Genomic DNA, 21,944 nt, shown 5'->3' on the forward strand with positions numbered 1-21,944 from the left:
GATACCGTTGAGTTGATACGCCCAGGGTTTCCTAGACATCTCAAGGCCATGGAAAATGGCTGATTCGGAGGTGTCCATGAGCAGTAAGCGGTATACGGATGAGTTCAAGATCGAGGCGGTCCGGCAAGTGACTGATCGTGGGTTCAAGGTGGCAGAAGTCGCCGAGCGCCTGGGTGTCACCACGCACAGCCTCTACGCCTGGCTGCGCAAGTTCGGCAAGCCTGGCGTGGTGCAGCGCGCCGAGGTGGACCAGAGCGCCGAGGTTCGGCGGCTGAAGGCAGAGTTGCGTCGAGTGACCGAGGAGCGCGACATCCTAAAAAAGGCCGCCGCGTACTTTGCCAAGGGGTAAAGGCAAAGTACGCCTTCATGCAAGCCCACTGCGGGGAATTCAGGGTGTGTGCGATGTGCCGGGTGTTGCGGGTCAACCGGGCGGGTTATTACGCCTGGTTACGCTCGCCCGACAGTGCGCGCGCAAAGGAAGACCAACGCCTGCTGGGATTGATCAAGCACCACTGGCTGGCCAGCGGCAGTGTCTATGGGCATCGCAAGATTACGAAGGATCTGCGCGATCTGGGTGAGCGTTGCAGTCGCCATCGGATGCATCGGCTGATGCGCACCGAGGGACTGCGTGCCCAGGTGGGCTATGGTCGCAAACCGCGCTTCCATGGAGGAATGCAGTGCAAGGCGACGGCCAACCTGCTTGACCGACAGTTCGACGTGACTGAGCCGGACACGGCCTGGGCGAGCGATTTCACCTTCATCCGCACGCATGCAGGCTGGATGTACCTGGCTGTCGTGATCGATCTGTTTTCCAGGCAGGTCGTCGGCTGGGCGATGCGCGATCGGGCCGATACCGAGTTGGTCGTGCAGGCCTTGTTGTCTGCGGTGTGGCGGCGCAAACCCAACGCTGGTTGCTTGGTTCACTCGGACCAAGGGTCGGTCTACACCAGCGATGACTGGCGCAGTTTCCTGGCGTCCCATGGCTTGGTGTGCAGCATGAGTTAGCGTGGCAACTGCCACGACAACGCACCCGTGGAGAGCTTCTTCGGCCTGCTCAAACGCGAGCGGATCAGGCGGCGGATCTATCCCACCAAGGACGCCGCTCGCGCCGAGGTATTCGACTACATCGAGATGTTCTACAACCCCAACCGCCGCCACGGTTCAACTGGCGACCTGTCCCCTGTAGAGTTTGAACGGCGCTACGCGCAACGAGGGTCTTGAGTGTCTACGGAACCCTGGGCGTATCAATCTGCCCTGGGTCAATTTTCAATCGGCAGGGTGGGTCAGTTTTGAATCAGCGCCGACACATGGGCGTACTTCTATTAGAGACATGCCCATGCCCAGCACGCGGATAGTCAAAGGCGCGGTAGAACCTCTCGAATGTGATCCTCGAAGGCGCTCACCAGTGCGGATGGCTTTTTGCTGTCGAGCTTCACAGTGATTGATACGTCAGGAAGTTGAGGAAGCCCATACTCGGCAGGTAGGATTTGTAGGTCATTGGGAACAGCGGTCTGCGTAAGAACGGCAATGGCTTGGCCTGACCGCACCACGGCTGTTAGTCCAGACACGCTATGACTTGCGTAGGCAAGCCGATATGGGCGGCCTGCATTGGTGAGCACTGATATGGCTGCAATGTGATCTAGCGTATCGGGATCAGAGAGCGCAAGTTGCAGCGGTTCCATCTGGGCAGCGTCACCTCCTTTAGCTCCTACCCACACTAACGGCTCTAGCCTAATGACGGCCTCTTCGATGGTATTACCTGGCAGTGAGATCATCGCTATGTCCAGAGTATGGTTTTCCAATCGCTCCAGCAGACGAGGCGTGGGTGCGCAGTAAACCTCGACTAAAACTTGGGGATGTTGACTAGCAAAGTCGCGCAGCAATAGTGGCAAGAACACCACTGCGTAGTCGTCAGGACATCCGAAGCGGATTGTTCCCGAAAGGCCGGCGCCCGATAGCTCAGCCAAGGCCTCATCGTGAGCTCGCAGGATTTTTTGGGCATGTAGGAGTAAGCGCTCACCGTGGCCCGTTAAAAGAACACCTCGCCCGGTGCGCTTGAGCAAAGGCTGATTGACTATCTCCTCCAGTCGTTTCACCTGCATGCTGATGGCAGCCTGAGAGCGCCCGACTCGATCAGCTGCTCTATTCAGTGCTCGAGTTTCCGCAATCATCGTAAAGGTGCGAAGCAGATCCAGATCCAGATAGCGGGCCAAGATATAAGTCCTGTTGAAGATTCGTATAACATTTATTAGTTTTTATTGACTCAGTCAACTCCCTAGACTCATCCCATTACACGGTGTGCCGGGCATGGCGTCGGGCAGCCGCCATTTGGGGGAGTCTAAATGTCGAACAATCAAGATCCAGTTTTCTGGCAACACGCTCAGAATCATCTGATCCGGTATGGGGGAACGTTTGAGAAGCGCATTATCGAGCGGGCTCAGGGCAGCTTTGTGTACGATGCCGATCAGACTGCAATCCTGGATTTCACATCTGGGCAAATGAGTTCTTTGCTCGGCCATGGCCATCCCGAGATCAGCGCGGTTGTTGCTGAACACGCAAACAATCTGGATCACCTCTTCAGCGGCATGCTATCCAGGCCCGTTGTCGATCTAGCGCGCAAGCTTGCCGAGACATTGCCTTCTGGACTTGACCGTAGCCTCTTGCTGAGTACCGGCGGTGAAGCCAACGAGGCCGCCATCAAGATGGCAAAATTGGTCACTGGCAAGTATGAGGTCGTGAGTTTTGCACAGTCCTGGCATGGCATGACAGGTGGGGCCGCATCAGCTACCTATAGCGCTGGACGTAAGGGGTATGGGCCAGCAGCAGTAGGATCCTACGCCATTCCTGCTCCATATCCATACCGCCCGCGTTTTGAACACAACGGTCAATTTGACTGGCAAGCAGAGCTTGATTACGCGTTTGCCCTCATTGATCGTCAGTCGAGCGGAAGTCTGGCCGCGTTCATTGCGGAACCTATCCTGAGCTCAGGCGGTTTGATCGATTTGCCACTCGGGTATCTCGCCGCCCTCAAACAAAAGTGTCAAGAGCGCGGGATGCTGCTCATCCTGGACGAAGCGCAAACCGGTGTGGGCCGAACAGGAATGATGTATGCGTTCGAGCGCGATGGCGTCGTCCCGGACATCCTGACACTGTCTAAAACGCTAGGCGCAGGGCTTCCGCTTTCTGCTGTTGTGACATCGACGGCTATTGAAGAGCTCTGCTACGAGCGCGGTTTTCTTTTTTACACCACTCACGTCTCGGATCCGCTGCCCGCAGCAGTCGGGCTCAAAGTTCTGGAAGTTGTGGAGCGCGACGGTCTGGTCGAGCGCGCTCGCGTAGCCGGTGCTCGCTTGGAACACGGTCTGCGTGCTCTTCAGGAGCGGTTTGATTGCATCGGTGATGTTCGGGGCCGTGGACTTCTCTTGGGCATGGAGATCGTCAAGGATCGGGCAAGTAAAGAGCCTGCCTCCGAACTGGGTGCGGCGATAACCCGGGAGTGTATGAATTTGGGGCTAAGCATGAACATCGTGCAGTTGCCAGGTATGGGGGGGGTGTTCCGCATGGCGCCGCCACTGACCGTAAGCGACAGCGAGATTGACCTCGGTTTGGAGCTTATAGGTAAAGCAATTCAAAGCGCTGTTTAGAGTTAGAGTTTAAGCGCGTCACGCCCTCGAAAGCTCACCCCAAAGAACATAGCGATTCTTGCCACGCCTGGGCGGTTTCCAGGCGTGATCTAGATGGGTGAATTTCATGAATTTTGACCTATGAGCCTGCCATCACTTTCCTGCACATACGTGGAGCATTCATGAAGATGACGTCAATACCGCTTTCGAAAATGGTGGTGGCACTTATTGCAGTCAGCGCAGCAAGCCATACCTTTGCAGCCGATACCTTAAAAATCGGTATTGCGGGCCCGATTACGGGGCCGGTGGCTCAGTACGGTGAGATGGTCAGTTCAGGAGCCAAGATGGCCATCGAGCAGATCAATAGCTCAGGTGGCGTTCTAGGGAAACCCATTGAAGCGGTGTTATACGACGATGCGTGTGATCCAAAACAGGCGGTCGCAGTGGCTAACCGAGTGGTGAACGACGGGGTTAAATTTGTCATCGGTCACGTTTGCTCCAGTTCTACGCAACCCGCAAGCGATGTCTATGAAGACGAAAACATTGTCATGATTTCTGCAGCATCAACTGCGCCAGGCATCACCTCCCGCGGGTACCAAATGGTATTTCGTACCATTGGCACCGATAGCATGCAGGCGCCCGTTGCACTCAGCTTTATCGCTGACAAATTGAAGCCTAAAACCGTTGCAGTCGTTCACGACAAACAACAGTACGGGGAGGGGATTGCAACGGCGGTGATGAAAGGCCTGCAAGCCAAGGGTATGAAAGTTTCCCTGTTTGAAGGGATCAATGCAGGGGATAGAGACTATTCATCGTTGATAGCCAAGCTGAAGCAAGCCGATGTAGACTTCGTTTACTACGGGGGGTATCACCCAGAACTCGGACTGATTCTTCGTCAAGCGTCGGAGAAGGGGCTCAAGGCGCGCTTTATGGGGCCTGAGGGTGTTGGCAATTCGGAGATTTCGGCTAGTGCTGGTAGTGCCTCGGAAAACTTACTTGTAACCCTTCCCAAGTTGTTTGACGAAGATCCTGAGAATAAAACGTTGGCTGAGTCATTCAAGGCCAGGAATCAGGATCCCAGCGGTGCATACGTATTGCCCGGCTACTCCGCCGTACAGGTTATTTCCCAAGCGATCACGAAAACTGGCTCCACAGATCCTAAGGTGGTTGCTGCAGCAATGCATGCGGGGATGTTCAACACGCCTATTGGCAACATTGGCTTTGATTCCAAAGGTGACCTCACAAATTTCGAGTTCGTGATTTATCAGTGGCATTCAGACGGTACCAAAACCGCTGTTCGCTGATTGAATGCGATTTGCGAACTATCCCGGAAAGGGGTGGTTCGCACAGTGCCCGAGCCTAAGTGGCCTTGTTCGGGCAAATGCGAATTTTTGGAGACCCTGATGCTCGATCTCTTCCATACGTCTCAACAACTTGTGAACGGACTTTCCGTCGGCAGCACCTATGCCTTGATCGCCATCGGTTACACGATGGTCTACGGCATCATCGGCATGATCAACTTCGCCCACGGCGAGGTGTACATGATCGGTTCCTACGTCGCGTTCATCGCCCTCGCCGGCCTGACAATGATGGGGCTCGATAGCCTGCCATTGGTGATCACTGCAGCTTTTGTCGCCAGTATCGTGGTGACCAGCGCGTACGGTTACTCCATTGAACGCGTGGCCTATCGACCGTTGCGCGGCAGCAACCGCCTGATCCCGCTGATTTCTGCCATCGGGATGTCGATTTTCTTACAGAACTCGGTGCTGTTGTCCCAGGATTCCAAGGACAAATCGATTCCAAACCTGATTCCCGGCAACTTCGTGTTTGGCTCGGCCAGCACTCATGAAGTCGTCATTTCCTACATGCAGGTGCTGATCTTCGTCGTGACCCTGATCGCGATGCTCGGCCTGACCTGGTTCATCTCCCGCTCTCGCCTGGGCCGCGCCTGCCGCGCCTGTGCGGAAGACATCAAGATGGCCAACCTGCTCGGTATCAATACCAACAACATCATTGCCCTGACCTTCGTCATCGGTGCTGCGCTGGCGGCCGTCGCTGCAGTATTGCTGAGCATGCAATACGGCGTGATCAACCCCAACGCCGGCTTCCTGGTTGGCATCAAAGCCTTCACCGCCGCTGTACTGGGTGGTATCGGCAGTATCCCGGGCGCGATGCTCGGCGGTCTGGTGCTGGGCGTGGCTGAAGCCTTGGGCGCCGACGTCTTCGGCGACCAATACAAGGATGTGGTGGCGTTCGGTCTTCTCGTATTGGTGCTGTTGTTCCGGCCGACCGGCCTGCTGGGCCGCCCGGAGGTTGAAAAAGTATGACCAGGAATCTCAAATCGGCGTTTTTCAGCGCCTTGCTGGTGCTGGCCGTCGCCTACCCGGTTTTCGGCCTGAAGCTGGAAATCGTCGGCGTCAAACTGGCCGTCATTGGCGCCAGCACCACCACCGTCAGCGTGATCATCGCGGGCGCCATCGCGATGTTCCTGCGCGTGCTGTTCAATGAGCAGATCACTGCGGCATGGCGCTCCTCACCGAACATGCCACTGGTGCCAGCCAAGGCCAGCAACTTCCTGAGCCTGCCGTCCACTCAGCGCTGGATCATTCTCGGCCTGGTACTGGTCGCACTGGTCTGGCCGTTCTTCGGCTCTCGAGGTGCGGTGGATATCGCCACGCTGATCCTCATCTACGTGATGCTCGGCCTGGGCCTGAACATCGTGGTTGGCCTGGCCGGTCTGCTGGACCTGGGCTATGTCGGCTTCTATGCCGTCGGCGCCTACAGCTACGCCCTGCTCTCTCACTACTTCGGCCTGGGTTTCTGGATCTGCCTGCCGATTGCGGGAATGATGGCGGCGCTGTTCGGCTTCCTGCTGGGCTTCCCGGTATTGCGGCTGCGCGGCGACTATCTGGCCATCGTGACCCTGGGCTTCGGTGAAATCATTCGCTTGCTGCTGCGGAACATGACCGATATCACCGGCGGCCCGAACGGCATCAGCAACATCGAAAAACCGACCCTGTTCGGCCTGTCGTTCGAGCGTAAAGCAGCTGAAGGCATGCAGACCTTCCACGAGTATTTCGGGCTGCCATACAACTCCATCAACAAGGTGATCTTCCTGTATCTGGTTGCCCTGTTGCTGGCGCTGGCTGCGCTGTTCGTGATCAATCGCCTGCTGCGCATGCCCATTGGTCGTGCCTGGGAAGCATTGCGTGAAGACGAAATCGCCTGCCGTGCACTGGGCCTGAATCCGACCATCATCAAGCTGTCGGCCTTTACTCTGGGTGCAGCATTTGCCGGTTTCGCGGGCAGCTTCTTCGCCGCTCGCCAAGGGCTGATCACGCCGGAGTCGTTCACCTTCATCGAGTCGGCAATCATTCTGGCCATCGTCGTATTGGGTGGTATGGGCTCGCAACTGGGCGTCATCCTCGCAGCCATCGTGATGATCCTGCTGCCTGAGCTGATGCGTGAGTTCAGCGAGTATCGCATGTTGATGTTCGGCGCCATGATGGTGCTGATGATGATCTGGCGTCCTCAAGGTCTGCTGCCCATGCAACGTCCACACATGGAGCTGCGCAAATGAGCCGCCCAATCCTCGAAGTGAGTGGCCTGAGCATGCGCTTTGGCGGTCTGCTGGCGGTCAACGGCGTAGGCCTGACCGTCAATGAGAAACAAGTCGTGTCGATGATCGGCCCCAACGGTGCTGGCAAGACCACGGTGTTCAACTGCCTGACCGGTTTCTACAAGCCCACAGCGGGCACCATCCTGCTCGACGGCGAGCCGATTCAAGGCCTTGCAGGTCACCAGATCGCCCGTAAAGGCGTGGTGCGGACGTTCCAGAACGTGCGCCTGTTCAAGGAAATGACAGCCCTGGAAAACCTGTTGGTTGCTCAGCATCGTCACCTGAACACCAACTTCCTGTCGGGCCTGTTCCGTACTCCGGCGTTCCGTCGCAGTGAGCAAGAGGCCATGGAATATGCCGCGCACTGGCTGGAAGCGGTCAACCTCAAGGAGTTCGCCAACCGGACTGCGGGGACCTTGGCCTACGGTCAGCAACGCCGTCTGGAAATCGCCCGCTGCATGATGACCCGTCCGCGCATTCTGATGCTCGACGAGCCTGCTGCCGGTCTGAACCCGAAGGAAACCGAAGACCTCAAGGCCTTGATCGGCGTACTGCGTAACGATCACAACGCGACTGTTCTGTTGATCGAACACGACATGAAGCTGGTCATGAGCATTTCCGACCACATCGTAGTGATCAACCAAGGCACACCGTTGGCCGACGGTACACCGGAACAGATCCGCGACAATCCTGACGTGATCAAAGCCTACCTGGGGGAAGCGTAAATGCTGCAATTCGAAAACGTTTCCACCTTCTACGGCAAGATCCAGGCCTTGCACGGCGTCAACGTTGACGTGCGTCAGGGCGAGATCGTGACGCTGATCGGCGCCAACGGTGCGGGTAAATCCACACTACTGATGACCTTGTGCGGTTCGCCTCGGGCCCACAGCGGCAGCATCCGTTACATGGGTGAAGAACTGGTCGGTCTGGAATCCTCCGTGATCATGCGTAAAAGCATCGCCGTGGTTCCGGAAGGTCGTCGCGTGTTTGCCCGTCTGACCGTGGAAGAGAACCTCGCCATGGGCGGCTTCTTCACGGAAAAAGACGATTATCAGGAGCAGATGGACAAAGTGCTGCACCTGTTCCCGCGCCTGAAAGAACGCTTCAACCAGCGCGGCGGCACCATGTCCGGTGGCGAACAGCAAATGCTCGCGATCGGCCGTGCGCTGATGAGCAAGCCCAAGCTGCTGTTGCTGGACGAGCCGTCACTGGGTTTGGCGCCGATCATCATTCAGCAGATTTTCGAGATCGTCGAACAGCTGCGTCGCGACGGAGTGACCGTGTTCCTGGTCGAGCAAAACGCCAACCAGGCCTTGAAAATCGCCGACCGAGCCTACGTGCTGGAAAACGGCCGCGTGGTGATGCAAGGCACTGGCGAAGAGTTGCTGGTCGACCCGAAAGTGCGCGATGCGTATTTGGGTGGATGAGTAAGATTTAGTATTCAGCGGCCTGGCTTTGTGAATAGACAACGATGTGGGAGGTATATGTGGAATTGATTGACTGGGCCGACTTTGCGAAGGTGCAATTTTGCGTGGGCCGCGTAGTGTCAGCGGAAACATTCACAAAGGCTCGCAAGGCCGCTTATATCTTGCACGTTGATTTCGGGGAAGAGATTGGGATTAAGAAATCAAGCGCTCAAATCACGGTGCACTACCAACCGGAGGATCTGGTTGGCAAGCTTGTGCTGGCGGTCGTTAACTTTCCCGTGAAGCAAATAGGGCCGATCCAATCTGAATGCCTTGTCACGGGCTTTCATGATGAGCACGGTGCAGTGGCGCTGTGCGTACCAGACAAAGATGTGCCTCTGGGCACTCGTCTCCTTTGAAAAATTTCTAGAGAGGTCACGTTATGAAATGGGTCAAGGCAATCACTTTTGATTTTTGGGGAACCCTGGTCGATATCGACACCAGCGGTACAGCTGCTATGAGTCACGTGCTGCAAAAACTATCTATTACAGATCAGGATCCATTAGCGCTTTACTTGGCGTGGGACTACGCCACTGTGCGCCGCTACCGCTCGGACGTATGGCGTCCCTACGTCCAATGGAGCGCCTTGGGGCTTGCCGACACACTTCAGCCGTTAGGTGTCGAATTGAGCGAAAGCGAATGGGCGGATCTAGCCGATGTCTTTGTCACGATCATGACCTCTCAGGCAGCACCTCATCCTGAGTCTCAAGAGGTCATCGAGTTTCTGAAACAGAAGCTCCCGCTTATGCCGATTACCAACATGGACGAGCATTACTTCAGCCTGAATCCTTTCCGTTCGCAGTTCGATCAGTGGTTAACGGCGGAAGAGGCGGGCGCGTTCAAACCTTCGGCTCTGATCTTCAATAAGGCGATCAGTAAAATCGGATCAAAACCTGGCGAAATACTGCACGCGTCATTGGCTCAGTTTGCCGATTTAGAAGGCGCAATGCCAGTTGGTATGAAGGTCGCGTGGATCAATCGCGGCCAAGAGAAACTGGGCGCTTTTACACCAAAGCCGCTGTACGAGTTTCCTACCTTACGAGGTCTCAAGGCGCTGTTTGAGTAAATTTATCTTCTCGGTGCAGGTTGTCCTGCACTGCGTTCATTTGAATGAATAAAGAGGTAATCATGGTTTCCATCCCGACTAATCGTTTTGATACCCCTGAGATCAGGGGAGCCCGTGAGGACTTGGCCGCTGCATTTCGGTGGTCAGCCAAGCTGGGTATGCACGAAGGCACCTGTAATCACTTCAGTGTGCTGGTTCCTGGTTTGTCAGATCATTACCTAATCAATCCCTTCGGATTGCACTTCTCTGAGATTCGAGCGAGCGATTTGTTAATCCTCGACGGTTCGGGCTCCATCGTTGATGGTCAAGGAACAGTGGAAGCGAGTGCGTTCCATATCCACTCAAGCGTGCATCGCGCCAACGCTAACGCTGTCTGTGTTCTGCATACGCATATGCCCTATGCCTGCGCGATCTTGGGAACCAAAGACGGCCGCCTTGAGCTTTGTCATCAGAACGCAGCACGTTTTTATGGTCGTATCGCCTACGACTATGAAACTGGTGGTTTCCAAGGTTTGGCCCTCGATAATCAGGAGGGCTCAAGGATGGCCCGGGATCTGGGAGACAAGACCATTCTGATGATGGAGTGTCATGGCCCATTGGTGACCGGCGCATCAGTAGCGCAGGCGTTCGACAATCTCTATTACCTTGAGCGTGCAGCCCAAGTTCAAGTGTTGGCCATGTCTATGAATCGTCCTTTGGCGTTAATTTCGGATGAAATGGCACAGCTTGTCGGGGGCGAGTTCGTGAGCCAGGCAGAGGAGTACGCTGACGCTCATTTTGGTTCTATAAAAAGAATGCTTGATCGCGAGGATATGACTTGGCGGGACTGATGCAGGTACACGCCCATGCTACTGATGAACCAAATTGCCCGGTCGTTGAGCTTCTGAGCCATGGCCGCAGCTGGCGGCTGACGCGTGAACTGGGAATTCAAGTTTATTGATTGCTGAAATAAGAAATATTAGTTTTGCTATATTATAGAGAATTGTTAGGATGTATTCAGCATAATAAGCCGAGCATTGAAGGGTGAGAGCGCGGAATAATTTGGTGCCTCACCTTTGTGCTTGTTAAGTTGGAAAACTCCCTAGGAGATAATTGGATTCTTATTTTGATAAGCAGCACAGCTGTTTTGTAATTTTGTCTTTTCTGCGAAGGCCATCGAAGATGATCGCGTTTTGTTGTTATTTGATGAGGTATCTGCCGGCCAATCATGGAGTCATTACGATGCTTGATAACCTCATTGCAAATCCGGCTGCGCGCGCGTTAGACAAAAATCTAAACTAAAATCGGCTATTGCTGCCTTGATGTTCAGTCTTCCTATATTCACTGCGGCGCTACATGCCGCAACATTGCAATAGATTAACTCTCGAGGGTTTATCAATACTGCCAGCGAAGACGATTTTCGACCTTTTGTCTTCGTACAAGATGGCAAGCCGAAAGGCTTTGAACACGAAATGCTGGATGAGCTCGGCAAATATACCGCCTTCAAGGTTAATCGCGACATCATCCCTTGGACAGGCATGCTCGCCGCGCTTTCTGCAGGCAAATATGATGCTGCTGTCACAGGTACGATCATGACGGAAGACCGCCTTAAGGCTTACGATTTTGTAACCCCTATAGCATCTGCCACTCACTATTACGTCAAACGTGCCAATGACGACAGCATCAAATCTGTTTCTGATCTCAACGGAAAAACTGTTGGCGTCCAAGCTGGAAGCGCCCAGCTCGCTCGACTGCCGGAGCTCAAGGCGATGCTTGCTCAGACGGGTGGAGCGCTTGGAAAGGTTGAGTATCCGTCTACCCCCGAGATCTACGCAGACCTTTTTATATTAGTGAGAGCTCCGCAATATTTTGAGCAGTACGCTCAACGGCTTTTCGGTTAAGGAATTTTAATGAGCGCCTGGGAAGTTCTTTGGGGGCAGCGCCGCATTCTGCTAACTGGATTTCAAACCACTGTGGAGCTCTTTGTGGTTTGTTCGATATGCGCATTCTTGATGGGATGCGTTCTGCAGCTGGCTTTGTAAAAAGGAAAAGGGCCTCTCACAACGGCTGTACGCTTGGCGATGGATGCCATGCGAATTATGCCGTTTCTGGTGTTGGTCTACCTACTCTATTACGGGCTGCTAGTGGCTGGAGTCATATTAGATGCGCTTTTCGTGAGCTATGTAGCGCTCATTGCTTACCATGGCCTGTATTTCACCGAGATATTACGTGGCGCTCGCTCATTATTTCCACGAGGACAGGGTGAGTCTGCAAAGGCTCGTGGATATAAGACATCGGTGATGTACCGGAGGATTTTGCTTCCCCAACTGATTAGGTGCAGTGCGCCGATGCTGGGGAATCAACTGATAATTTTTCTGAAAGACACCGCCTTCCTCAGCATTATTACCGTGCAAGATCTAACGGGTGCCGCCACGGCGATCCACTCTGTGTACTTCATTCCAATACAGGCCTTTGTCGTCGCGATTGGGTCTTACTGATTGGTTAGCTTGGCCATTGAGGCGCTCGTTCGAAAGGTCGGTGATCTGGCACGGAATAGAGGTTTGGTTAAATGAGCGTAAACAAAATTGCAGTCGAAATTAGCCATCTGTCCAAAAGCTTTGACGGTGTAGAGGTATTAAGTGATGTGGATTTGCGCTTAGATACAGGAACTGCCCCGAGCGAAAAGCATGCTCACAATTAGCGCTCCCCAGCTCATCTCCCATACAAATATCTGTACAAAAAAACACAAATACTTGTACAAAAAAGTAGCAATGCGCATGTTTACAGCGCTCGCAGGATTCTATCGACCCAAAGATTACCTTGGGCTGTATCGCCGCCAAATAGTATTCAGCCTGGTAGCCAGATCTCTAATTTCAAGCGTTCGCCAGAAACCGGAGGTTACTGACCGTTCATCGGGATTGGGTGATGTTGTTTCGACATCATATCAATATAGTTGTACAAGACTTGTGAAAATATCAAATTTTGTACAAGATTTAATTGGCCAGGAAATAACGCCGCTACTCGTTGTCGGCGGACAAACGAATGCATGAGCAGGATGCGGGCCAAGGGCGAATACATACCCTTGCAGGTGTCCCTAAAATGCTCCTCTAATCACGCAGGTATATCATGCCATCGCAAACTCCCCGCCTCTCTACACGGACCTGTCTTTATGCCGGCTATGCCAGCCTGCTAGCGTTTATGTTGCTGATCGCCGCTATCTCTCTGCACACTCTGGCTAAAAGCAGTAAGGACTTTTTTCTCTACGTTAATGGAGTTGATGCTCGGGCCCGCCTAGCCAACACACTGAACGACGCCGCCGCCCAGCGCGCTATTGCCCTTCGTAACATCGCCTTAAACAGCAATGTCACCGCGAGATTACAGCAGCGGGGCGCGATTACAGCAAACGACCAAAAGGTGGCCAGCAGCCTCGCCGCGCTACGCAAGGCAATTGATAATGATGATGTGTCGCCCAAAGCACGAGACCTGTTCTCAACCATCGAGCAGGTCGAGAGCCGCTACAAACCGGTAGCGCACACCATTGCCGTACACCTATTTAAGGGTGAAGACGACGAGGCCCTGCGAATGGTCAGCGAGCAGTGCACACCATTATTGGCCGAGCTGACCCAGGCAATTGGCGAGTACCTGCGCTACACCAACCAGAAGGCTGACCTGCAGGTCAGCGAAAATGACGCAAACTATCTGTCACAACGCGACTTGCTGCTCGCCATTACTGCGTTGGCCGTCTTACTAGCAGTGGTCATGGGCTACGTCATCAGCCGCAACCTACTGCGCGCGCTGGGTGCCGAACCGAGTGAGCTCAACCAGCTCGCCCAACGGGTTGCGCAGGGCGATTTGTGCGCTAGCGAGCGCACGATTGAGCCACCACAAGCTAGCATAATGGCCGCCCTGCTGAGCATGCAGGAGAACTTGCGGGACATGACCAAAGGCATAAATCTGTCCTCACAGACCGTGGCCGAGTCCAGCCAGGAGCTTAGCCAATCGAGCCTGAGAAACGCCGAAAGCGTTGCCATGGCACAGTGCGAGGTCGAGCAGATCGTCACCGCCGTTCACCAAATGGCCGCCACCGTGCATGATGTCGCGCGCAATGCCGAATCCGCCGCTAGTGCCGCCAGCGAGGCCGATAGCGCGGCCCTGTACAGCCAGCAGAAGGCCAAAGATGCCGTCAACATGATCGACGAGCTGGCCGAGACAATCGAACAGTCCAACATGGCCATGGGCCGGCTGAAGAATGAAACCGGCAATATCGGCGGCGTGCTTGAAGTGATCAAGTCGGTGGCCGACCAGACCAACCTCCTAGCCCTCAATGCAGCTATCGAAGCTGCTCGTGCTGGCGAGGCCGGACGCGGCTTCGCGGTGGTAGCCGACGAGGTGCGCAGCCTGGCACAGCGTACCCAGAAGGCCACTTCAGAGATTGAGGGGCTGATCGCCAGTCTGCAGAAAATTGCCGACGAGACATCGCAGCATATGCAACGCTGCAAGAGCTCCAGTGCGCAATCGGTATCCGGCGTTTCCGAGGCCGGTGACGCGGTAAGCACGATCGTAACCATGATCGAGCGGATCAACAGCATGAACCACCAAATAGCCGCTGCCGCCGAGCAGCAGAGTACCGTTGCCGAGCAGATCAGCCGGGGCATCATTACCGTCAGCGAAAGCGCCGAGCAATCCGCTGCAGCCTTCCGCAGCGCTCAGCAGGAAAGCGAAGGACTGGCACGCACCAGCGTTACATTGCGAGAGAACATCTCGCGCTTTCAGCTCTAGGGTCTGGTGCCGTTTCATCGCGAGCCGCGTTGCTGCGAGAAGTGGCCCCCAATCAGCCGCAGGACGCAGGTATCTTTAGTCATTCTGGTAACCCGTGGTCACTAGACGTGGTGCATGCGCTGGGTGTGAGTAGCCCCTTCCGTCACGCGGAGTTACGTCGCCGATTGCACGGCGTCACACAACGCATGCTCACTCACACACTGCGTCAGTTGGAGCGCGACGGCGTGATCTCTCGACGCGATTTTGGCGAGAAGCTCTTGCGTGTGGAATATGCTCTGACCGAGCTGGGAATGGGATTATTGGTGCAGATGATTTCGCTATGGACGTGGGTGGTCGAGCAGTCAGAGGTGGTAATCAGGCCCACAAGCGCTATGACGAGCGTTAAGGCTGGGCTAATGCACTGCATCCTATGTTCGACATGACGTAGGTGGTTTCGCGGGACGTTTACGATGCATCAGCATCGCGTGAAGACAGGTGAGGGCTTTTGTCTACCGATGGCTGCCAGAAAAATGTTGCAGGGGAAGGAGTTTTTATATTTACAGTACGGCCTTCCGCTGACATCATTGCAATTATATTAGCCTTAAAGTCCATTATAAGCACGGAGAAAAAGCTTGATGATCGGGCGCTCGCGCTCTCTTTTCATGGCAAGCGTGCTTGGTGACACTGCGTCTTCCCACAAGGTACGCACAGATAACGGTGGTGATTTTTTGGTGGCAGTTCATAGTCCCAGCGAACCCAAGCATGACAAGCGCCAAACTGATCTGCGGTGGATGCGTACGCACCAGCGCGTGTTAGAGGCTGGCTTCGAACTAGTTGGGGAGGGGGGCGCTGAAGGCGTCAGTATTGATGCCATTGTGGCGCGGGCCGGCATCTCTAAACAAACTTTTTACAACCACTTCAGCGACCGCGACCAATTGACCGAAGCCCTCTATCTGGAATCGCGATGCGTAATGAGGCAGGCGATTACGGCAATTAATTTGGGTGTGAATGATCCTGCGCAGCGCCTGGCGCGTGGTGTTGCCGCCTACGCCAGAAAGGCGATTGACAACCCCGCCCTCGCACAATTTATCGCCCGTACAACCATCAGTCGCCGGATGCACGATCAGAGTAATCGGGGGCTGGAGTTGGATATCGCCGCCGGCGTTGCGCAGCGCTGCTTGCAAGTCGATAACCCCGCTACAGCGGCCATGTTCGTTATAGGGATCACCGCGACAATGATCGTGCAAATTACCTCCAGTCCTAACGTATCCAGCGCAGAAGTGCTGTGCCGTGAGGCGCTGACAATGTTGCTAAGGGCGCTGGGGCGCAACGGCGAAGACGGTTTTCTAATTGCCGCACGTGCGGCAGAGGATGTTGTTGCTGTGCGCGCTACTGACCCTTAATCCAAATTTGATGTGAAGACGACTATGATGGGGGCTCAAGTGTTTAACTCAGACTCTGCCGCAACACTATTTGCTGCATGTGTGATCACCTGCCTGGCCGGCTGCACCTCTCAGCCGAGTGACCTATCAGTCGCTGGTCATCAGCGCGACGTGGCAGTTTCCACCCCGCTCAGGCTCGATCATGTCACTGTGGTTGATACCCTGACCGGTGTTGCGACGCCTGATATGAGCATCCTCATGCAGAGGGGTCGTATCAGCGCGATTGAGCCGACTGCAGCTGTCACCGGGAACGCCTCGATTCACACCCTCAATGCGCGCGGCAAGTTTGTCGTCCCCGGCTATAACGATATGCATACGCATGCGCTGACCGCTCCGAACGCCACGGCTGTGCTGGCGCTGCTACTGGCAGACGGGGTGACCGGTGTGCGACAGATGGATGGTTCTCCAGAACTGCTCGCTGCCCGCGCAGCTCGCACGCTGCCGTTGAGCAATGACACGCCAGCATTATTGGTGGCACCCGGCAATCTGATCCTCCCTTTCGATGCCACCTCAGTCGATGGTGCCCGAGTCGAGGTCCGCCAGCAAAAGCAGCAAGGGGCCGACTTCATAAAAATCGCGTCAACCACACCGCCAGTCTTCTTAGCTGCTGTTGGAGAAGCTAGCCGGGTTGGATTACCTGCGGTGGGACACGTGCAAGGGGGGGTGAGCCCGGCCGACGCGGCGCGAGCTGGCATGCGTTCTATCGAGCATTTGGGGCCTGGCAGCGCTCTATGGATTGGTTGTTCGACTCAGGAGGCAACCCTGCTCGCCGAAGCCGCCGCAAATCCGCGGCCACCAGTTGCGCCGTTCAAAATTCCGGGATTCGTACAGAAGTTGTTGGCCGGGACAATCAGCAAAATGCTCGTTAACCCGGCGGCCTTCGAAACACCGGATAGCGCAGCCATTCTGCAGCGCACCTTCGATACCTACAGCGAGGCAAAATGTCAGAATCTAGCGGCGATCTTCGCGTCTCACCAGACTTGGCAGGTGCCTACCCTAGTGCGGTTACGTACTGAGTATCTGGCCGATCTTCCCGAGTATGCGCATGATCCGGCGCTACCGTATATGTCCCCGGCCGCGTTACGGGAGTGGCGGGCGGTCACTCAGCGGTACCAACACCTGCCAACTGCCATGCTGGCGACGTTTCATGACGCCTACCGGCGCTCCTTGTTGTTGACCAAACTATTTGCCGATTACGACGTGCCTATGATGACGGGGACTGACAACGGCGGCCAAGTCCCTGGTCAGTCGCTGCATCAGGAGTTCGACGAACTTGCCAAAGCAGGCCTTTCACCGCTGAAAATCCTGCAGATGACGACGCTTGATCCCGCGCGATTCCTGGGGCGCAGGGAGACCATGGGGAGCGTTGAGGTAGGTCATAATGCCGACTTGGTCCTGCTTGATGGCGATCCCGTTTCAAGTGTCCAGAACCTACACCGCATCGCCGGGGTTGTTCGCGCCGGACGCTACTATTCGCCAGCAGACCTTGATGCACTGAGGCTGCGGGTAAAAGCCGGTCAAGGATACCTGCCTTAAACTCATAGGTCTTGAACTTGTTGGTGCAACAGATTATGAAGACATACACACTTGGCGTAGTTTCAATACCGTGCTTAGGGGAAGTCTGAAGTAAGCAGCCGTTTTAACTGCCTCGCTGTCTGAGGTTCAAAAAACACCGATTTAACCGAAAATCAGACCTTTCCTTCTGTCAGCTCACTGTTTTTTGCGGAAGAGCACCTTTTCAGGGCTCATTGTCCACATCACAGGCGCACATCGCCTGCATTCAATAGTCGTTTTCGCATCATCCAAGGGTTCGATAAGTTAAACAGTGTGGTCTGCTGCGCGGTGTTTTTCACCAAGCCTCGGAAGCGGACTTTCGTAAAACTGGCGCTTGAACACCCGGAGTGGATGCTCAACCTTGGCCCGGACTTGAGCGTTGGCGTATTCGATTTTACTGCGCATGCAACCGATCAGGCTTTTTTTCGCATGCTTCTTATAGCTGCTGGGTCGCGCTGCGATCGACCAGATCATCTGGCGATGTTTTTGCTCCGCACGTTTCTCCACGCCGGTGTAACCGGCATCGCCAGAGACGTAAGTTTCCTTGCCATGCAGCAACTGATCGACCTGAGTCACGTCCGCCACATTCGCCGCCGTACCCACTACGCTATGCACCAAACCGGACTCAGCATCGACACCGATGTGCGATTTCATCCCGAGATAGTACTGATTTTTTTCTTTGCCTGGTGCATTTCGGGATCGCGTTTACCGTCCTTGTTCTTGGTCGAGCTGGGCGCATGAATGATCGTCGCATCGACCACAGTTCCTTGACGTAGTAGTAAACCTCGGTCGCCCAAATAGCCGTTGATGACCTGTAAAATCCTACCGGCCAGCTCATGTTTTTCCAACAGCTGGCGGAAGTTGAGGATCGTGGTTTCATCCGGAATCCGATCCAAATGCAGACCGGAAAACTGGCGCAGTATCGTGGTTTCGTAGAGGGACTCTACCATCGCCGGATCGCTGTAGCAGAACCAGTTTTGCATCAGATGAACCCGCAGCATGGCCATCAACTGATACGCCGGACGCCCGCCTTCACCCTTCGGATAATGCGGCTCGATCAACGCAATCAGGTCTTTCCAGGGCATGACCTGATCTATCTCAATCAGGAAACGCTCACGGCGGGTCTGCTCACGTTTACCTGCATACTCCGCATCAGCGAAAGACATTTGCTTCATCGGGGCTCAACGGTTCAGTCGTGGGACAGGCGTATTTCACCAGATTTGGAAGTCTTTTTCAGAGTTTCCTTAGGCATGACATCGACAGGGTGACTGCAGGTCGAGATCGATCACAAAACCCTGTGGATCACGTTTCTAGAAAGAAGGCCAGAGCGGGGCTTAATAGCCGTTTATTTCGGGTATACGAAAAGAGCTACGGCGACATATTTTCTCATAAATCAGTAGCATAAAATTTTTACATAATCGTTTCAGCTGTTCAAAAACCCGACATTCCACTTTGCTTGCTTTAAGTAATGAATTAATCGCCCCTGGTTTCCTAGACGCCTCCAAGCCTCATAATGAGGCCCGAATACGAGGTGCCATGAGTCGTCAGCGTTACCCCGAAGAATTCAAGATCGAAGCGGTCAAGCAAGTGACCGAGAAAGGCAAACCTGTCGCCGATGTTGCCCATCGCCTGGGCATGTCCGTTCACAGCCTCTACGCTTGGATCAAGCTCTACAGCAAACCACAAGAGCAGCGTGAGCAAGACGATGACCAGCAAGCCGAGCTGCGTCAGCTTCGCGCCGAACTCAAGCGTGTGACTGAAGAGCAAGACATCTTAAAAAGGCCGCCGCGTACTTTGCCAAAGAGTGCGGCTGAAGTACGCCTTCATCAAGAAACACTCAACTGATTACCCGGTACGGCGCCTTTGCCAAACTCTCAAGGTACATCCCAGCGGCTACTACGCTTGGCTGGGCGAGCCTCAATCTGCCCGAGCAAAAGAAGATCAACACCTGCTTGGCTTGATCAAACATGCTTGGCTGGAGAGCGGAGGTGTATACGGCTATCGCAAAATTCACGATGACCTACGTGAGCTGGGAGAGGCATGCGGGCGAAATCGGGTCGGGCGCTTGATGCAGGCGGAGGGGCTGCGTTCGCAAACGGGCTATCGGCGGCGTCTAGGGTTTTACGGCGGAAAACCAACAGTGGCCTCGCCCAACCACCTCGCGCGGCAGTTCAAGGTCAGTGAGCAGAACAAGGTCTGGGTGACAGATATCACTTACATCCGCACCTATGAAGGATGGCTCTACCTGGCAGTAGTGCTGGATCTGTTCTCACGCCAAGTAATTGGTTGGTCAACGAAGCCAAGGATGTGCAGCGACTTGGCTATCGATGCGATGTTGATGGCTGTGTGGCGACGCAAACCACAGCAGCAAGTAATGATCCACTCAGACCAAGGCAGTCAGTTCAGTAGTTCAGACTGGCACAGCTTCTTGAAGGCCAACAATGTAATCAGCAGCATGAGTCGGCGAGGAAACTGCCACGACAATGCCGTAGCCGAGAGCTTTTTGCAGCTTTTTGCAGCTTTTTGCAGCTTTTGAAGCGGGAGCGAATCCGACGAAAGATCTACACAACGCGTGAAGACGCCCGAAGTGATATTTTCGATTACATCGAAATATTCTATAACCCTAAACGCCGGCACAGCAGTGCTATGCAGCTGTCTCCAGTAGAGTATGAGAAACGTTATTTCCTGAGCTTGGAGAGTGTCTAGGAAACCAGGGGCGATTCACTATCTAGAAATAAACCAAATTTAATTCTGCGCCTGTCTCTAAAAAATTGCATTGACGCGACTTTAGTCATTTGGTTATAGCATTTTATACTTGGCGTCGGAGCTGGCGTCATAAGACCTTCAAAGGGGGAATACATGTCGAACTGGACTGATTTAACGATTTTGCACGGTAACGAGGAGGGGGCTCGTGCTGCATTCGAGCGTGCTTGTGAAATGGTTATTAGGGCGAAATATCCGCACCAGACAGTCAGAGGCATACGAGTAAACCAGGGAGATGCTGGGATCGACGTTTATGTTGGCAAACTCGGAGTATCCCCTATTGAAGTTTATCAGTGTAAGTATTCCACCGATGGCATTGGAGATTCTCAGAAAAACAAATCAGGAACTCATATGACCCTGCGACTAACTCCGCGCACTTTGATGAAAAAAACTGGTATCTTTGCTTGCCAATTGACTTGTCTGTTCAAGAAACCTTATGGTTTTCAGGATGGTCTCAAAAATGCGACACACCGGTTGATTTGTTGTCTCCGTCAGAAATGATGTTTTGGGCAGAGAGTACTGGTCTAGCGTCTTCGATATTTAAAAGAGATGACTCCCTTAAGCTGGATTGGATTGTCAGCGATTTGAAAAAACATAGCCGCGATCCCTGGATGGCTTTAGTTGAGCAGACTGAAACGGACTGCTACAAGATTCTTCTGACTCTACTTCGAAAGTATCACCAGTGCATTAGCGGCAGCCATCCTAATCTTAATGTTCTCTATTTACGGGCGGAAGCAGGAGATAGGCTTGATGCGTGCGAATATGTCAAAGCTGTATTATCCGGCCCTTCACCCGATAATCATTAGGTTTGGATATTTAACATGCTGAGCGACTTTACAATGGAGCCCATAGCTTTCCGCTTTATTCGTCGTTATGACGCTCTCTTCGCTAAGGCTAAGGACTTCAATCGCATGGAAGAGCTTTCCACGAGCGAGTTCTACACGGTCTGGGGAATGCTGCGCTCTCCTTTGCTTCAGAACTTTCGAGATCAGGCTTGTTGGAAAGTAAAATTCCAGTAGGTTAATTCCACACTGAGTCTTGCTATAGACCAAATGCTGTTTCTATGAATAGCCGCCATTGGGTTTCGCAGCTAAGCCCGATAGCGGCAGCACTAAGATGTAATATGCCACCGCTTTGTATAACTCAGTATTAATCGTATCTTATAGTTAATATCAATCAATAGCTAATGCATAACTAATATGCTTAATGGCTAGGCATCTTTTCTACAAGTTTGATTGGCCGACCCTTTGAGGCAACTACTTTCGTGCTCCAAGTGCCTATGGATTCAAGAGTGTTATTTCAACGCCGCGCGAAGATTTGGGTGTTTTAGAGGTCGCTACACTGCATTGCAGTAGTCTTTATAGATCTATCACTATGCTTCAGGAGTCTCACTGGGTGTAAGAAATTTGCAATACAACCACAAGGACTACGCTGAGACGTAATACCTAGACACTGTGCAGATCAGCTGATACTCAATAGGTCTTGATAGGGCCTCAACCAGAATAAAAGCTCACTATGGCACCCGTGATGGACGAATGGGGATTTTGATCAATCCTGCACCAAAATACTTCGCCATTCACTCCCATCGGATTAGATAGGATACGTCAGTAATTTATTCTAGACGCATATATCAAAATCGTCGCTGGTGCTGCGCTGTGGAGTAATGCTTACACG

The 21,944-nt window shown here is 53.8% G+C and carries 16 protein-coding genes and 5 pseudogenes; 19 read left to right on the top strand and 2 right to left on the bottom strand.

Annotation, left to right across the window (positions count from 1 at the left end; genetic code table 11):
• Window positions 1-76: 76 nt before the first annotated feature.
• Window positions 77-1,221, top strand: a pseudogene (locus QCL65_RS06155) (IS3 family transposase).
• Window positions 1,222-1,355: 134 nt separating this feature from the next.
• On the opposite strand, the gene QCL65_RS06160 reads toward QCL65_RS06155, so the two are convergent.
• Window positions 1,356-2,213, bottom strand: a complete 858-nt coding sequence (locus tag QCL65_RS06160) for a LysR family transcriptional regulator (RefSeq protein WP_407315404.1) — start codon at window positions 2,211-2,213, stop codon at window positions 1,356-1,358.
• A gap of 129 nt (window positions 2,214-2,342) precedes the next feature.
• Between QCL65_RS06160 and QCL65_RS06165 the strand changes: the two genes are divergently transcribed.
• From QCL65_RS06165 to QCL65_RS06235, 15 genes and pseudogenes are all read left to right on the top strand, one after another.
• Window positions 2,343-3,644, top strand: a complete 1,302-nt coding sequence (locus tag QCL65_RS06165; RefSeq protein ID WP_407315405.1) for an aspartate aminotransferase family protein — start codon at window positions 2,343-2,345, stop codon at window positions 3,642-3,644.
• Window positions 3,645-3,805: 161 nt separating this feature from the next.
• Window positions 3,806-4,927 (top strand): branched-chain amino acid ABC transporter substrate-binding protein, encoded by a 1,122-nt coding sequence (locus tag QCL65_RS06170; protein WP_003413169.1) that lies wholly within the window; start codon window positions 3,806-3,808, stop codon window positions 4,925-4,927.
• Between the two features lie 99 nt (window positions 4,928-5,026).
• Window positions 5,027-5,950 (top strand): high-affinity branched-chain amino acid ABC transporter permease LivH, encoded by a 924-nt coding sequence (gene livH / locus QCL65_RS06175; protein ID WP_407315406.1) that lies wholly within the window; start codon window positions 5,027-5,029, stop codon window positions 5,948-5,950.
• Window positions 5,947-7,203, top strand: coding sequence for a high-affinity branched-chain amino acid ABC transporter permease LivM (locus tag QCL65_RS06180; RefSeq protein ID WP_095101214.1), 1,257 nt, complete (start codon window positions 5,947-5,949; stop codon window positions 7,201-7,203). Before livH ends, QCL65_RS06180 begins: the two co-directional genes overlap by 4 nt.
• Complete coding sequence (livG, locus tag QCL65_RS06185) at window positions 7,200-7,967, top strand: high-affinity branched-chain amino acid ABC transporter ATP-binding protein LivG (protein WP_003413166.1); 768 nt, start codon at window positions 7,200-7,202, stop codon at window positions 7,965-7,967. Before QCL65_RS06180 ends, livG begins: the two co-directional genes overlap by 4 nt.
• Window positions 7,968-8,669 (top strand): ABC transporter ATP-binding protein, encoded by a 702-nt coding sequence (locus tag QCL65_RS06190; RefSeq protein WP_003413161.1) that lies wholly within the window; start codon window positions 7,968-7,970, stop codon window positions 8,667-8,669.
• A gap of 65 nt (window positions 8,670-8,734) precedes the next feature.
• Complete coding sequence (locus tag QCL65_RS06195) at window positions 8,735-9,067, top strand: tRNA-binding protein (protein WP_407316699.1); 333 nt, start codon at window positions 8,735-8,737, stop codon at window positions 9,065-9,067.
• A gap of 23 nt (window positions 9,068-9,090) precedes the next feature.
• Complete coding sequence (locus QCL65_RS06200; protein WP_032699515.1) at window positions 9,091-9,774, top strand: HAD family hydrolase; 684 nt, start codon at window positions 9,091-9,093, stop codon at window positions 9,772-9,774.
• A 62-nt stretch (window positions 9,775-9,836) separates the two neighbouring features.
• Entirely contained in the window at window positions 9,837-10,604 is a 768-nt protein-coding gene (locus QCL65_RS06205) for an aldolase (protein ID WP_032699513.1), read from the top strand.
• 543 nt (window positions 10,605-11,147) lie between these two features.
• Complete coding sequence (locus QCL65_RS06210) at window positions 11,148-11,654, top strand: transporter substrate-binding domain-containing protein (RefSeq protein ID WP_238558451.1); 507 nt, start codon at window positions 11,148-11,150, stop codon at window positions 11,652-11,654.
• A 162-nt stretch (window positions 11,655-11,816) separates the two neighbouring features.
• A pseudogene (locus tag QCL65_RS06215) lies at window positions 11,817-12,251 on the top strand (ABC transporter permease subunit); the annotation flags it as partial.
• A gap of 628 nt (window positions 12,252-12,879) precedes the next feature.
• The gene (locus tag QCL65_RS06220; RefSeq protein ID WP_407315407.1) at window positions 12,880-14,532 is read left to right on the top strand and encodes a methyl-accepting chemotaxis protein; all 1,653 of its coding nucleotides are present in this window, start codon (window positions 12,880-12,882) and stop codon (window positions 14,530-14,532) included.
• A gap of 29 nt (window positions 14,533-14,561) precedes the next feature.
• Window positions 14,562-14,917: pseudogene (locus tag QCL65_RS06225) on the top strand (winged helix-turn-helix transcriptional regulator).
• A gap of 229 nt (window positions 14,918-15,146) precedes the next feature.
• Window positions 15,147-15,914, top strand: coding sequence for a TetR/AcrR family transcriptional regulator (locus QCL65_RS06230; RefSeq protein ID WP_407316701.1), 768 nt, complete (start codon window positions 15,147-15,149; stop codon window positions 15,912-15,914).
• A gap of 39 nt (window positions 15,915-15,953) precedes the next feature.
• On the top strand, window positions 15,954-17,489 hold the full coding sequence (locus QCL65_RS06235) for an amidohydrolase family protein (protein ID WP_407315408.1): 1,536 nt from the start codon (window positions 15,954-15,956) through the stop codon (window positions 17,487-17,489).
• Window positions 17,490-17,710: 221 nt separating this feature from the next.
• Here the strand turns inward: QCL65_RS06235 and QCL65_RS06240 are convergent.
• Window positions 17,711-18,682, bottom strand: a pseudogene (locus QCL65_RS06240) (IS5 family transposase).
• Window positions 18,683-19,043: 361 nt separating this feature from the next.
• On the opposite strand from QCL65_RS06240, the pseudogene QCL65_RS06245 reads away from it, so the two are divergent.
• The 3 genes and pseudogenes from QCL65_RS06245 to QCL65_RS06255 all read left to right on the top strand — a co-directional run bounded on the left by QCL65_RS06245 (window position 19,044) and on the right by QCL65_RS06255 (window position 21,289).
• Window positions 19,044-20,213, top strand: a pseudogene (locus tag QCL65_RS06245) (IS3 family transposase).
• A 153-nt stretch (window positions 20,214-20,366) separates the two neighbouring features.
• Window positions 20,367-20,771 (top strand): hypothetical protein, encoded by a 405-nt coding sequence (locus tag QCL65_RS06250; RefSeq protein WP_407315409.1) that lies wholly within the window; start codon window positions 20,367-20,369, stop codon window positions 20,769-20,771.
• A gap of 320 nt (window positions 20,772-21,091) precedes the next feature.
• Entirely contained in the window at window positions 21,092-21,289 is a 198-nt protein-coding gene (locus QCL65_RS06255; RefSeq protein WP_032699506.1) for a hypothetical protein, read from the top strand.
• Window positions 21,290-21,944 lie beyond the last annotated feature (655 nt).

It is taken from the genome of Pseudomonas sp. nanlin1 (assembly GCF_045571515.1).
Taxonomy (GTDB): Bacteria; Pseudomonadota; Gammaproteobacteria; order Pseudomonadales; family Pseudomonadaceae; genus Aquipseudomonas.